Consider the following 12,510-nt stretch of genomic DNA (forward strand, 5'->3'; position numbering starts at 1 on the left):
CGCGATGCGAGCGGTCTGTCAGTCCGGACGGTCCGGCCGGGTGGTGCCGGGCGCCGGCGCCTTGTGCGTGACCCGGGTCTGGAAGGCGTCGACTTCGCCGCGGGCCAGGAGGTCGATACTGCCGGCGATGGCATCCAGGAGGTCGATCAGCCAGCCCTCTTCCGCCTTGGCAAAGTCGGACAGGACATAGCCGGTCACCCGGCCCTTGTCGCCGGGATGGCCGATGCCGATGCGGGCCCGGCGGAAATCCGGACCGATCTGCTGGGCGATCGACTTGATCCCGTTGTTTCCGGCCGCGCCGCCGCCGGTCTTCATGCGGAATTTGCCGGGCGCCAGGTCGAGCTCGTCGTGGAAGACCACCACATTCTCCGGCGGCACCTTGAAGAAGTTCGCGGCCTCTCCCACGGCATGGCCGGAATTGTTGTAGAAGGTCTGCGGCTTGAGGAGCAGCAGCTTGTCCGGTCCCACGGTCAGTTCGCTGGCGAGCGACTGGAAGCGTTTGCGCCAGGGACCGGCGCTCCAGGCACGGGCGATCACATCCATCGCCATGAAGCCGACATTGTGACGGTTTCTCAGGTATTTCGGCTCGTAATTGCCGAGCCCGGCCAGGATCATCATCGCCCGACGCTCCCGTTTCAAGGCCCGGATACAAAATCAGCGAAGCCGGGCCGGCTTCGCTGATCGTGTGGTCCGGACCAGACGATGTGTCGAGGACTATTCCTCGTCGTCTTCGCTCTTCTGGTTGATAACCTCGGTTTCCGGCGCCTCTTCGACCTCTTCGGTCTCCGGCGTCAGCACGGCGCGCGAACCCTGCAGGGTCGCCACGGTGAAATCGCGATCGGTGATGGTCGGCTCGACGCCTTTCGGCAGCGGGATCGCGGAGATGTGGATGGAATCGCCGATATCCAGGCCGGTCAGGTCGGCTTCGATCGACTCCGGAATGGAGCCGGCCGGGCAGTTCAGTTCGACGACGTGACGCACCACGTTGAGAACGCCGCCGCGCTTGAGGCCCGGGGACTTCTCTTCATTGATGAAGTGCACGCTCACTTCGACGTCGATCCGGGTGTTCTCGTCGACCCGGAACAGGTCCACGTGCAGCGGGGCGTCGGAAACCGGGTGGAACTGGATGTCTCGGGCGATCACCTTCTGGCGCTTGCCTTCGTGCTCGAGCTCCATCATGTGGGAGATGAACTGGCCGGTCAGCAGTGCCTTGCGGATCTGGTTGCCGCGCAGATTGATCGCGACCGGACCCTGCTTGCCGCCATAGAGAACGCCCGGGACCAGGTCTTCACGGCGGGCAGCGCGCGCCGCGCCCTTGCCGGTGCCTTCACGAACGTCGACGTTGAGAACGATGTTGGAGCTCATCGGTCCTGTTCCTTAAATGCAAACGCCGCCTCCTGCCGTTTTGTCTCCGGCGGGCGGCGATCTGTCGTGGCCGGGCCACAGTGATATTTCGAGCGGCGGGCTATAACCGATCCGAAAGCCCTGCGCAACTGCGACGGCAGGGAAGAGTCAGCGAATTCCGCCTGCACTTCAGTCGAACAGCTTGGACACCGACTCGTCATTGGCGATGCGGCGAATGGCTTCGCCGAGCAGCGGCGCGACCGAAAGACGGCGCACCTTTTCAGTTTGTGTGGAGTTCGGCGGCTCGACAATGGAATCTGTGACCACCAGTTCCTGCAGCCGCGACTTGTCGACCCGGCCCTGGGCATCCTTGGAGAGGACGCCATGGGTGACATAGGCGGAGACTTCCACCGCGCCCTTGTCCAACAGGGCATCGGCGGCATTCACCAGCGTGCCGCCGCTGTCGCACATATCGTCGAACAGGATGCATCGGCGGCCTTCGACCTCGCCGATAATGTTCATCACTTCCGCCACGCCGGCCTTGGGGCGGCGCTTGTCGACGATGGCGATCTCGGCATCGAGGAGTTTGGCCAGCGCCCGCGCCCGCACCACGCCGCCGACATCCGGCGAGACGATCAGCAGATTGTCGGTCTCGTAGCGGCGGCGGATATCGTCTTCCATCACCCTGGTGGCGAAGAGATTGTCCGTGGGGATGTCGAAAAAGCCCTGGATCTGGCCGGCGTGCAGGTCGACGGTGAGCACGCGGTCGGCGCCGGCCTTGGCGATCAGATTGGCCACCAGCTTTGCCGAGATCGGGGTGCGCCCGCCGGTCTTCCGGTCCTGGCGGGCATAGCCGAAATAGGGAATGACGGCCGTGATCCGCCGCGCGCTCGCCCGGACCAGCGCGTCGATGCAGATCAGCAATTCCATCAGGTGATCGTTCGCCGGGGAGGACGTCGACTGGATGACGAATACATCCTCGCCGCGCACATTCTCGTCGATGCGCACGAAAATCTCGCCGTCGGCGAAGCGTTCGATCTCGCTCGCGGTGAGCGGTGCATCGAGATAATCGGCTATCGCTTTCGCCAACGCGCGGTTGGACGTTCCCGACATCAGTTTCATGGCTGAAAATCCCCGGAAGTCACAGTCGCGGGCTGATTAACAGAGCGGGCCGGGAGATTGAAGCTGAAATGATCAGCGTGCGGTGAATCCGGGGGGGGCGGGAAGGCCCGCAGCGTCCAGACATGCGAGTTTGAACAGGGTCCCCATCTGGCTCGAATCGGTCAGCCGCCAGACCTGTTTCGCGAGGGTTTGGCGCTTGTCCGGAACAGCCTGGGAAAGGGCCGCGGCGCGGGCCTCCAGGCCCAGTCCCAGAAGGAATCGGCCCTGTTCCTCCGGCCCGTAGGCGGCGAGATCGCGTGCGCGGGCCGCGGCAAGCAGGGTTTCGAAATCGACCCGGGCGGTCAGGTCGGCCGTGCCCGGCTGGTCCAGTGGCGGTACTTTCTTATGAGCGCGCACGGCCTGCAGCGTGTCACCGGTCTCGCTGAGCTCGGGGCCGTAGTCGATGAAGAGTGCGCGGCCGGGATTATCGCGGAAACGGGTGGCGAGTGTTTCCACGACCTGCAGGTCGCCCGGGCGAAGTTCCACCAGGCTGTCCTCCGGTGCCTCGCGCAACCGCTCGGGAACCAGACCGGCATCCACGCCCAGGGGCGGGCCGAGCACGAAGACGAAGTCCTCTTCCGCATCCAGCCCCACCATGCGTTCATGCCAGTCGCCCTTGTGGCGGATGGCCTGGCGCACCGGCAGGCAGTCGAGGAATTCATTGCCCAGCACGATGGCCGGTCCGGACGGCACGGCTTCGAGCCGGTCGACCCAGCTGATCTGCGCGCCGCTGGGGCCGAGCGTCTGCGCCTGGACGGCCTTGAGCGCGGCGCTGGCCTCGATCAGCACGACGCGGGCCGCCTCGACAAAGCCCGGCACTGAACGTCCGGCGCGCAGCGCATCCGCCATCATCGTGCCGCGGCCGGGGCCCAGCTCGACCAGTTGAAACGGGGTGGGGCGGCCCATATCCATCCAGCTCTGCGCCGCCCACAGCCCCATCAGCTCGCCGAACATCTGCGAGATTTCCGGCGCCGTGATGAAATCGGCACCGGCACCGATCGGATCCTTGGTGGCGTAATAGCCGGCCCCGGGATCGAACAGCGCCTCGGTCATGAAATTGGCGATCGACATCGGACCCGTCTGGCGGATCCGGTCACGCAGCTGATCGGCGATCATGGCGTCAGGCCTTCGCGCTGTCTTGCTTGAGCGTGCGGTAGATCAGCCAGCCGCCCAGCGCAATCATCGGCAACGACAGGAGCATGCCCATGGTGACATAGCCGCGCAGGGCTTCGGGCATGTGGGCATCGGGCTCGCGCACGGTTTCCAGCAGGGCACGGAACAGGCCGTAGCTCAACAGGAAGAGGCCGGCATTGAGGCCCGGCCTTTCCAGCGAGCGGAATTTCCAGGTTGCGATATTGACGATGGCAAACAGGGCGAGGCCTTCCAGCGCGGCTTCGTAGAGCTGGCTGGGATGGCGGGTGGCGCACAGCGGATCGCCGGCGAAACGCATGCCCCAGGGCAGTTCGGTCGGCCGGCCCCACAGCTCGCCGTTGATGAAATTGGCCAGGCGCCCGAAGAACAGGCCGATCGGTGTCACCACGGCGGCCGCATCGGCGATATGCCAGAGGCTGAGCTTGTTCCGGTTGGCGTAGTAGACGAGCGCCAGCGAGACACCGATCAGCCCGCCATGGAAGGCCATGCCGCCATCGGTTATTCCCAGCACGATATCCTGCGGCCGGGTCCAGATCATTTCCGGCATGTAGAAGATGACGTATCCCAGCCGCCCGCCGGCGATAACGCCCAGCGTCGCCCAGATAAGCAGATCGTCGACCTGGGGCTCGGTGAAGGGCGATTTGGGTTTCCTGCTGCCGGCCGGGTGCCAGATCTGCGGCCGCCGGGCGAGCGCGATCATGTAGCGCCAGCCGAGCAGGAGGCCGGCGATATAGGCCAGGGCATACCAGCGCAGATCGAAGCGCAGCTCCATGCCGAACAGGTCGAACGGGCCGATCGTGAACAGGATGGGATCGATCAGATCGAAGCTCGGCGGGCAATATTCCATGGATCACTCGGTCTTGTGGCGGGGCGGACATGCAGATGTGACGGAAGCGCACATTGCGCTTTTTCCGCATGGGCCGCATATAGGCGGACGTTGAACATGTCTAATGGCTTTCTTCGATGCAAACGCGCAACCCGCTTCTGAACGATTTTGCCGATCTGATGACCGATGCTTTCGGCGCGGCCCAGGCGATGGGCGAGGAGGCGCGCGCGGTCTTCCGGGCCCGCGCCGACCGCATGATCGCCGAGATGGACCTGGTCGGGCGCGAGGAATTCGATGCGGTCAAGGCGGCCCTGGACGACTCGCGTGACGAGGTCGAAGCGCTGAAGGCGCGTATCGAAGCCCTTGAAAAGGCCGCCAAGCCGAAAACAGCCAGCCGGGCCAGGAAGCCCGCCACGAAGGCGCGCACGCCCAAATCCACCAACTGACACGGCGCTGACACGCCGCTTTTTATTGCGCCTGACGCAGCGCAGTCATACCGTCGAGACACGGTGTGAGTCGCCGCGCAGACGAAGGAGATGCCTCCATGGACCTGCTGTCAGATGAATTCGCACCGTCTGTGACCGATCCGCTGGATGCCGTCGAGCAGGCGGTGATCGCCGAGCAATACCCCTATGACCGCGACGAGACAGGCGAACTTCACCTGTCTGCGACCGGTGCCTGGCGCGATCACCAGATCTGGTTCGCCTGGCGGCCCGAGCTCGAAGCCCTGCACATCTGTGCCAGTCTCGACCTCAAAGTGCCCAACAACCGGTTCCGCGATGTCTGCGAGCTGGTGGCGCGGCTCAACGAGAAGCTCTGGCTGGGTCATTTCGATGTCTGGTTCGAAGACGGATCGATTGTCTACCGTCACGCCATCTCGCTGCCCAATGGCGAAGCCGTCTCGCCCGCACAGGCGGCGGCGATGATCGTTGCGGCGCGCGAAGCGGGCGAGCGCTTCTATCCGGCATTCCACTTCCTCGTCTGGGGCGGTAAAGGTGTCGAGGAAGCCGTGGCCGCCGCGATGTTCGAGACGGCCGGCGAGGCCTGACACACGACATGGCAAAGAGCTTGAAGATTGCACTTGTCGGCGCCGGTCATATGGGCGGTGCCTTGGCTGCGGGATGGTTGCGCACCAGGCGCGGCGGTGTCGCGCCGGAGAATCTGATCGTCGTGGACCCGGCCCCGGGCGAGGCGGCCCAGGGCCTGATCGAGACGCATGGTCTCGTCCATACCGACGCGCTGACGCTGGAAATGGCCGATACGGTGGATATCGTCGTTCTGGCGGTGAAGCCGCAATCGCTGGAACAGGTCGCGACATCCCTCTCGCCGCTTCTCCGGCCGGACACGGCGCTCGTCTCGATCATGGCGGGAACCACGCTCAGCCGCCTGTCCCTGGCCTTTGGCGACCGCCCGATCATTCGCGCCATGCCGAACACGGCGGCGGCTGTCGGAGCCGGCGTCAGTGTCTGCGTGGCCAATGCGGCGGCCGAACCGCTCAAGCCTGCGGTGGAAAGACTGTTCAAGACCGCCGGATCGGTGGAATGGTTGCGCGACGAGCGTCTGATCGGGGCAGTGACGGCGGTCTCGGGGTCGGGCCCGGCCTATGTCTTCCTGCTCGCCGAAGCGCTGGCCGGGGCCGGCACGGCCGAAGGCCTTCCGCGCGAGCTGGCCGAGCGGCTGGCCCGCGAAACCATTATCGGCGCCGGCGCGCTCCTGGCGGGAACCGACAAGTCGCCACAGGAATTGCGCCGCGCGGTCACCTCGCCCGGCGGCACGACACAGGCCGCGCTGGACGCGCTGATGGGCAGCGGTGTGGGGCTGCCGGAACTGGTCCGCAACGCCGTATCGGCGGCCGAACGGCGCTCGCGCCAGATGGGCAATGGCGGACGGGAACGCTAGCGCGCTGACGCTCAGGACCTGATGGTGAAACCGTCCCCGGCTTCGGGGCGCCCGGCCGGGCCGGTTTCGACCTTGTCGACCTGTGCCGCCGGCGGACCGTGGAAGCACGCCGTCAGCATGGCGTCGACCTTGTCCGCGGGGCCGGAGAAGACGGCCTCCACACTGCCATCGGGACAATTTCGCACCCAGCCTGCGAGATCGCGTGTCTTCGCGGCGGCCAGCGTCCAGGCGCGATAGGAGACGCCCTGCACGCGTCCCGTGATCCGGGCTTTGACGGTCTTCTCGGTCATGCCTTCGCTCCGGGCGCAGTCTAGGATATCGGCGCCTGCGGGGCCACCGGCGTCTAACCCGGCAGGCTCAGCACCGCCTGCAGACCGCCCATATCGCTCTTGCCCAGGCGGATGTCGCCGCCGTGATTGCGGGCGACGTCGCGGGCGATCGCAAGGCCCAGCCCGACGCCCTTGCGGTTCATGTTGCGGCTTTCGTCCAGGCGGTTGAAGGGCTTGAGGGCCTCTTCGTACCTGTCCTCGGGAATGCCGGGACCGTCATCCTCGACCACGATCTCGATACGCGTGCCGGCGCGGCGCACGGTCACGCGGGCCTTCTTGCCGAAGGTGAGGGCATTGGTGACGAGATTGGCCAGCGAGCGCTTCACCGTGCCTGCCCGGATATCGGTCTCGACCGGTCCGTCGGCGACCAGCTCGACCTGGCCGCCATGGCGCACGGCGTCCTCGACGGTTTCGCGGGCGAGGGCGACAAGATCGCTGCGCGCGGTTTCCTCGCTGGCCTGGCCGCGGGCAAAGTCGAGATACTCGTCGAGCATCTCCTCCATTTCCGCAATGTCGCGCTTGGCGTCCTCGCGTTCGGGGCTTTCCGGCATCAGGGCGAGCTGGAGTTTCAGCCGGGTCAGCGGCGTGCGCAGATCGTGGCTGACACCGGCCAGCAGCGCGGTGCGCTGTTCGAGATGGCGGCGGATACGGGCGCGCATTTCCAGGAAGGCGTGGGCGGCCTGGCGCACCTCGGTCGCGCCGGCAGGCCGGAAATGCGCCACGTCCTGGCCGCGCCCGAACTGTTCCGCGGCCGCGGCGAGGCGCCGGATGGGTTTGACCTGGTTGCGGATGAAGACGATGGAAACCGCCGTCAGAAGACAGGTCGCGCCGATGATCCACAGGAGGAAGATATGTCCCGTAGTGGCGAACACGCGTTCGCGCAGGGCGATGAAGCGCAGCACCCCGCCATCGACCTGGACACGCACATCGACATAGCTGGGATAGCGCGTGGTATCGAACCAGACCGGATTGTCGATCTGGGCGGACAGCGCGCTGCGCAGGGTACGGTCCAGGGTGCGGAAGAAAGAGGAGCGGCGCGAGGTCGGCAGGGTTTCGCCGGGACGGAAATCCACCGACAGGCGCATGGTCTCGTAGGCCATATCGGCGTGGCGTTCGAAACTCTCAGGCGTTTCCTGGCCGGACTCGAACAGGGTCGTCATCATGGCAATGTCGCCGGCCACGCCTTCGGACAGGCGCGAGGTGACGGTTTCCCAGTGTTCCTCGAAGAAGGACCAGGCCACGGCGACCTGCATCAGCGCCACCGGCATGACGATGATCAGCAGGGTCCGGGCGAACAGGCCCTTGGGCAGATAGCGGCGCAGGAGGGCCATGGGTCTCCCCTAGTCCTCGAAGACCGGGTCGGCAACCAGGCGATAGCCTTCCCCGCGCACCGTCTGGAGATGAAGCGGCTCCTTGGGGTCGCCTTCGATCTTGCGGCGCAGGCGGGTGACCTGGACGTCGACGGCCCGTTCTCCGCCCCCGGTGCGTTCCGACAGGGTCAGCCGCGACACGGTCTGCCCCGCCGAAGCCGCCAGCGCGGCCAGGAGGGCGGCCTCGCCGCCGGTCAGGCGCACGGGCTCGCCGCGCCGCGTCAGGCTTTCGCGTTCCACGTCGAAACTCCAGTCGCCGAATTCGACACGGCGGATGGCGGCCGTCGAGGGCCGGGCCCGGCGCAGGATGGCATTGATCCGCAGGATGAGTTCTTCCGGCTCGAAGGGTTTGGCGAGATAGTCGTCGGCGCCCAGGCTGAGCCCCTTGATCCGGTCCTCGGCCTCGCCGCGGGCGGTCAGGAGCAGGATCGGCGTATCGCCCTGCCGGCGCACCGCCTCGGTCAGTTCGAATCCGTTCATGCCGGGCATCATCACGTCGAGGACGAGAAGGTCGAAGGCCAGCGAGTTCAGTGTGGACAGGGCCTTGTCCGCGTTGGGCGCCGTAGAGACACGATAGCCGCGTTCCTGCAGATAGCGTTTGAGAAGGGTCCTGATCCGGTCGTCATCGTCGACGACGAGGATATGGGCGTCACCGCCGGCGAGCTCCGCCATGCCGTCTCCTGAATTCCACCGCCGCAGAATGGCGCGCTCCGCGCAAAGGCTCAAGTTCTTGCCTGCGGCTTGCGGCGCAGATAGGCCAGCCCCGTGGCCAGGCTGAGCGCGGCGGTGATCCACAGCGCCGTGACCCACGCATCCAGCAGCCAGCCTGCGCCGCCAAGGCCCAGCGGGAAGGCAGCCAGCGGCAGGGCGGTCACGACAAAGGCGATCAGGGTTTTCAGCTTGGCCGAGGTGGAGACGGGCAGGGCCTCCTCACCGGGCCGGTTGGACACCATGCGCACCAGGGTGATCGCCACGTCGCGCAGGACGATCGCAAGGACCGGAACGGTGATATAGGGCGAAACGCCCCGGTCCGACCCCAGATCGAGGATCAGCACATAGACCAGCAGATAGGCGTCGACGAGCAGCTTGTCGGCGATCGGGTCCATCAGTGCACCGAAGCCCGACTGGGCAGACCAGCGCCGGGCCAGGAAACCGTCCAGCCAGTCGCTCAGCGCTGCCACGACAAAGGCGGCGACGGAATAGGCAGCCAGGGTTCGCGCGGCTATGGACGCATCGCCCAGCCACAGTGGCACATTGTAATCGACCGACCAGAAATAGGATTGCCAGAGTGCCCAGGAGCCCGTCAGCGCAAGGACGATCCGCAACACGGTTAGAATATTCGGAATGGCCTTGAGCACGGTCTTGCTATCTCTGAAACCAGTCGTGGATCCTTTTGGCCATGGCTTTGGATACCCCGTCAACCGCTTCCAGGTCGGCTAGCGCAGCATTGCGTACCGCCTTGGCCGAGCCGAAATGGGCCAATAGCGCCTTTTTGCGCGACGGTCCGATGCCGGGAATATCGTCCAGCGGATTGTCCGACATCTGCTTCTTGCGCCTGGCCCTGTGCCCGCCGATGGCGAAGCGGTGGGCCTCGTCGCGCAGGCGCTGGAGGTAGTAGAGGACGGGGTCCTTCTGGGGCAGTTTGAACGGAGGCCTGCCGGGCAGGTAGAAGGCCTCGCGCCCCGCATCGCGCTCGGGCCCCTTGGCGATGGCGGCGATGGTGATGCCGGCAATGCCCAGCTCCTCCGCGATCTCCATCACGGCGGACAATTGCCCCTTGCCGCCGTCGATCAGGACGAGATCGGGCACCGGCGCCCCGTCCTCGCGCTCCTTCACCAGGCGCGAGAAACGCCGCCGCAGCATGGCCTTCATCATCGCGAAGTCGTCATTCGTGGCGGCGTCGTCACCCTTCATGTTGAAGCGGCGATAGTGGTTCTTCTCGAACCCGTCGGGTCCGGCCACGATCATCGCGCCCAGCGCGTTGGTGCCCTGGATGTGGGAATTGTCGTAGACCTCGATACGCTGGGGAATGTCGTCCAGCCCGAAGACGCGTTGCACACCCTTGAGCAATTGCGTCTGGGTGGCGCTTTCCGACAGGCGGCGGGCCAGCGCCTCGCGGGCATTGGTTTCGGTGCGCTCGACCAGTTTGCGCTTTTCCCCGCGCCGGGGCGTATGCAACTGCACTTTCCGTTCGGCCTTGAGCGAGAGCGCCTCGCCGATGAGTTCCGCCTCCTCGAGCGCGTGCGACAGCAGGATCAGGCCCGGCGCCGGCTTGTCGTCATAGAATTGCGCCAGGAAGGCCGCCAGCACATCGGCGGGTTCCGCATCGCTTTCATGGCGCGGGAAGAAGGACTGGTTGCCCCAGTTCTGCCCGGCCCGGAAGAAAAAGACCTGGACACAGGACTTGCCCCCATCCTGGGCGATGGCGATGACATCGGCCTCGTCCACACCGTCCGGATTGATGCCCTGATCGGTCGTCACCGCGGCGATCGCCCGGATCCGGTCGCGCAGCCGGGCGGCGGTCTCGAAATCCATCGCGTCCGCGGCCTCGTTCATGCGGTCCTGCAATTCCTCTCGCAGGGCATTGGAGCGGCCGCGCAGGAAATCCGTCGCCTCGCGCACCAGCTCGTCATAGGCGGCCGGTTCGACCAGGTCGACACAGGGCCCGGCACAGCGCTTGATCTGGTAGAGCATGCAGGGGCGCGACCGGCCCTCATAGACGCTGTCGGAACAGGTCCGGATCAAAAAGGCCTTCTGCAGCGTGTTCAGCGTCTGGTTGACCGCGCCAACCGAGGCGAAGGGGCCGAAATAATCGCCCCTGATCTTGCGCGCCCCGCGATGCTTGAGCAGTTGCGGGGCGGGATGGTCCTTGCGGATCAGGATGTAGGGAAAGCTCTTGTCGTCGCGCAGCAGGATGTTGAAGCGTGGCTTCAGGCGCTTGATCAGATTGGCCTCGAGCAGCAGCGCCTCGGTCTCGGTCTGGGTGACCACGAATTCCATCGAGCGCGTCAGCGCGATCATCAGGGCGATGCGGTTGGAATGGCCGCGCCCGGCGGCGTAATTGCTCACCCGGTTCTTCAGGTTCCGCGCCTTGCCGACATAGAGCACCGACCCGTCCTCTCCGATCATGCGGTAGACGCCCGGCTTGGCCGGCAGGCGTTTGACATAGTCGGCAATGATTTTCGGCCCGGCCAGCGATTGCGCTTGCGGCTCGGACGCGTCATCTATCGGACCGGACTGAGGATTTGAGGATGCCATGGCTGACAAGATCGCCCTCGTGACCGGCGGCGGCAAGCGTCTGGGTGCCAAAATTGCCAGCGCGCTGGGCGCCGATGGCTGGCATGTCGTGGTGCACTACAACACATCGGGCACCGATGCGCGCGCTGTCGAAGCCGCGATCCGCGAGGCCGGCGGCTCGGCGGAGACCGCCCGGTTCGATCTGGAAGACAGCGGCGGTGTGCGCGATTTCATGGATCGCGTGGGCCGCGTCGATGCGCTGATCAATTCCGCCTCGATCTTCGAGATGGACCGGCCCGAGACGGTGCAGGCGGCGGATCTGGAGCGGACGCTGCGGATCAATCTGATGGCGCCCGTCCTCCTGGCCTCGGCCATGGCCGAACGGCACAACGCGCGGGCCTCGGGTGCAATCATCAACCTGCTCGACCAGAAACTCTTCAATCTCAATCCGGATTTCTTCTCCTACACGCTCGCCAAATACGCCCTGCTGGGCGCAACCACGACGATGGCCATGGCGTTCGCGCCGCGCGTGCGGGTCAATGCGATCGCGCCGGGGATCACCTTGCCGTCCGGCGGTCAGTCTGCGGAGGAATTCCAGCGCGCGCACCGGATGAACCCGATGCGCGGCGGATCGACGCCGGAGGACATCGTCCGAACGGTGCGTTTCATCCTTGCGACCCCGTCGATGACGGGGGAGACCGTCACCGTGGATGGCGGCCAGCATCTCGATGCCCGCAATGGCGATGTGATGTATGCCGCCGGCGTGCCGGAGGACGACACCGCGTGAGACTGGACCAGGTCATCGAGAACGCCTTGGCCAACGCCACGGGCGAGGACGTCTTCGTCTACCGGCTGGAAGGCGTGAAACTGGATGTCGAAATCGGCATCCACGACTATGAGCGCGGTGTGAAACAGCGCGTCCTGGTGGATGTCGTCACCCTGGTTTCCAAGGCCTGGTGCGGTTCCGACGATATCGCCACCGTCGTCGATTACGACTACATCCTCAACGGCATCAAGGCGCTGGAGAACCGGCAGTTCGATCTGCAGGAAACGCTGTGCGGCACCATTCTGGACATCGCCCTGGAGCCCGCCGCCGTGGCCGCGGCCCAGGTGACGACGCGCAAGACACAGGCCTATCCCGACGCCGAGGCGGTGGGGCTGACGCGCTTCCGGCGGAAGAAATAGCGCGTAG

Annotated in this window: 15 protein-coding genes; 5 read left to right on the forward strand and 10 right to left on the reverse strand. The window is 65.6% G+C overall.

Annotated features, from left to right (window positions below):
- Positions 1–18: 18 nt before the first annotated feature.
- The 5 genes from pth to lgt form a co-directional block, all read right to left on the reverse strand.
- Positions 19–618 carry an aminoacyl-tRNA hydrolase gene (gene pth, locus Q1U94_RS03985; RefSeq protein ID WP_300542171.1) on the reverse strand — a complete coding sequence of 200 codons (600 nt, stop codon included), beginning with the start codon at positions 616–618 and terminating at the stop codon, positions 19–21.
- A 96-nt stretch (positions 619–714) separates the two neighbouring features.
- Positions 715–1,365 (reverse strand): 50S ribosomal protein L25/general stress protein Ctc, encoded by a 651-nt coding sequence (locus tag Q1U94_RS03990; RefSeq protein WP_300542173.1) that lies wholly within the window; start codon positions 1,363–1,365, stop codon positions 715–717.
- Between the two features lie 168 nt (positions 1,366–1,533).
- Complete coding sequence (locus Q1U94_RS03995; protein WP_300542174.1) at positions 1,534–2,466, reverse strand: ribose-phosphate pyrophosphokinase; 933 nt, start codon at positions 2,464–2,466, stop codon at positions 1,534–1,536.
- Between the two features lie 72 nt (positions 2,467–2,538).
- On the reverse strand, positions 2,539–3,621 hold the full coding sequence (locus Q1U94_RS04000; protein ID WP_300542176.1) for an SAM-dependent methyltransferase: 1,083 nt from the start codon (positions 3,619–3,621) through the stop codon (positions 2,539–2,541).
- Between the two features lie 4 nt (positions 3,622–3,625).
- Positions 3,626–4,504 carry a prolipoprotein diacylglyceryl transferase gene (gene lgt / locus Q1U94_RS04005; RefSeq protein ID WP_300542178.1) on the reverse strand — a complete coding sequence of 293 codons (879 nt, stop codon included), beginning with the start codon at positions 4,502–4,504 and terminating at the stop codon, positions 3,626–3,628.
- Between the two features lie 116 nt (positions 4,505–4,620).
- Here lgt and Q1U94_RS04010 point away from each other — a divergent pair, with 116 nt between their 5' ends.
- The 3 genes from Q1U94_RS04010 to proC all read left to right on the forward strand — a co-directional run bounded on the left by Q1U94_RS04010 (position 4,621) and on the right by proC (position 6,382).
- Positions 4,621–4,929 carry an accessory factor UbiK family protein gene (locus Q1U94_RS04010; RefSeq protein ID WP_300542180.1) on the forward strand — a complete coding sequence of 103 codons (309 nt, stop codon included), beginning with the start codon at positions 4,621–4,623 and terminating at the stop codon, positions 4,927–4,929.
- A 98-nt stretch (positions 4,930–5,027) separates the two neighbouring features.
- A complete protein-coding gene (locus Q1U94_RS04015; protein ID WP_300542182.1) occupies positions 5,028–5,531 on the forward strand; it encodes a YbjN domain-containing protein in 504 nt (167 codons plus the stop codon).
- Between the two features lie 8 nt (positions 5,532–5,539).
- Positions 5,540–6,382 carry a pyrroline-5-carboxylate reductase gene (gene proC, locus Q1U94_RS04020; RefSeq protein WP_300542184.1) on the forward strand — a complete coding sequence of 281 codons (843 nt, stop codon included), beginning with the start codon at positions 5,540–5,542 and terminating at the stop codon, positions 6,380–6,382.
- Between the two features lie 11 nt (positions 6,383–6,393).
- On the opposite strand, the gene Q1U94_RS04025 is transcribed toward proC, so the two are convergent.
- The 5 genes from Q1U94_RS04025 to uvrC are packed head-to-tail and all read right to left on the reverse strand — an operon-like array spanning position 6,394 to position 11,339.
- Positions 6,394–6,672, reverse strand: coding sequence for an acylphosphatase (locus tag Q1U94_RS04025; protein ID WP_300542186.1), 279 nt, complete (start codon positions 6,670–6,672; stop codon positions 6,394–6,396).
- Positions 6,673–6,725: 53 nt separating this feature from the next.
- Positions 6,726–8,042 carry an ATP-binding protein gene (locus Q1U94_RS04030; RefSeq protein WP_300542188.1) on the reverse strand — a complete coding sequence of 439 codons (1,317 nt, stop codon included), beginning with the start codon at positions 8,040–8,042 and terminating at the stop codon, positions 6,726–6,728.
- A gap of 9 nt (positions 8,043–8,051) precedes the next feature.
- Positions 8,052–8,753, reverse strand: coding sequence for a response regulator transcription factor (locus Q1U94_RS04035; protein WP_300542190.1), 702 nt, complete (start codon positions 8,751–8,753; stop codon positions 8,052–8,054).
- Positions 8,754–8,803: 50 nt separating this feature from the next.
- Positions 8,804–9,439 carry a CDP-alcohol phosphatidyltransferase family protein gene (locus tag Q1U94_RS04040; RefSeq protein ID WP_300542192.1) on the reverse strand — a complete coding sequence of 212 codons (636 nt, stop codon included), beginning with the start codon at positions 9,437–9,439 and terminating at the stop codon, positions 8,804–8,806.
- 7 nt (positions 9,440–9,446) lie between these two features.
- Positions 9,447–11,339, reverse strand: coding sequence for an excinuclease ABC subunit UvrC (gene uvrC, locus Q1U94_RS04045; protein WP_300542194.1), 1,893 nt, complete (start codon positions 11,337–11,339; stop codon positions 9,447–9,449).
- Between uvrC and Q1U94_RS04050 the strand changes: the two genes are divergently transcribed.
- Complete coding sequence (locus Q1U94_RS04050) at positions 11,338–12,105, forward strand: SDR family oxidoreductase (RefSeq protein ID WP_300542196.1); 768 nt, start codon at positions 11,338–11,340, stop codon at positions 12,103–12,105. The two genes, uvrC and Q1U94_RS04050, sit on opposite strands and share 2 nt — an antisense overlap.
- Positions 12,102–12,503: a dihydroneopterin aldolase gene (locus Q1U94_RS04055; RefSeq protein WP_300542198.1), complete on the forward strand. Its 402-nt coding sequence runs from the start codon at positions 12,102–12,104 to the stop codon at positions 12,501–12,503. The genes Q1U94_RS04050 and Q1U94_RS04055 overlap by 4 nt, the downstream gene beginning before the upstream one ends.
- Positions 12,504–12,510 lie beyond the last annotated feature (7 nt).

Source organism: Maricaulis sp., assembly GCF_030149515.1.
Taxonomy (GTDB): domain Bacteria; phylum Pseudomonadota; class Alphaproteobacteria; order Caulobacterales; family Maricaulaceae; genus Maricaulis.

Coding starts and splice junctions, on each gene's coding strand:
- pth (WP_300542171.1), bottom strand. CDS start 618: ATGATGATCCTGGCCGGGCTCGGCAATTACGAGCCGAAATACCTGAGA.
- Q1U94_RS03990 (WP_300542173.1), bottom strand. CDS start 1,365: ATGAGCTCCAACATCGTTCTCAACGTCGACGTTCGTGAAGGCACCGGC.
- Q1U94_RS03995 (WP_300542174.1), bottom strand. CDS start 2,466: ATGAAACTGATGTCGGGAACGTCCAACCGCGCGTTGGCGAAAGCGATA.
- Q1U94_RS04000 (WP_300542176.1), bottom strand. CDS start 3,621: ATGATCGCCGATCAGCTGCGTGACCGGATCCGCCAGACGGGTCCGATG.
- lgt (WP_300542178.1), bottom strand. CDS start 4,504: ATGGAATATTGCCCGCCGAGCTTCGATCTGATCGATCCCATCCTGTTC.
- Q1U94_RS04010 (WP_300542180.1), top strand. CDS start 4,621: ATGCAAACGCGCAACCCGCTTCTGAACGATTTTGCCGATCTGATGACC.
- Q1U94_RS04015 (WP_300542182.1), top strand. CDS start 5,028: ATGGACCTGCTGTCAGATGAATTCGCACCGTCTGTGACCGATCCGCTG.
- proC (WP_300542184.1), top strand. CDS start 5,540: ATGGCAAAGAGCTTGAAGATTGCACTTGTCGGCGCCGGTCATATGGGC.
- Q1U94_RS04025 (WP_300542186.1), bottom strand. CDS start 6,672: ATGACCGAGAAGACCGTCAAAGCCCGGATCACGGGACGCGTGCAGGGC.
- Q1U94_RS04030 (WP_300542188.1), bottom strand. CDS start 8,042: ATGGCCCTCCTGCGCCGCTATCTGCCCAAGGGCCTGTTCGCCCGGACC.
- Q1U94_RS04035 (WP_300542190.1), bottom strand. CDS start 8,753: ATGGCGGAGCTCGCCGGCGGTGACGCCCATATCCTCGTCGTCGACGAT.
- Q1U94_RS04050 (WP_300542196.1), top strand. CDS start 11,338: ATGGCTGACAAGATCGCCCTCGTGACCGGCGGCGGCAAGCGTCTGGGT.
- uvrC (WP_300542194.1), bottom strand. CDS start 11,339: ATGGCATCCTCAAATCCTCAGTCCGGTCCGATAGATGACGCGTCCGAG.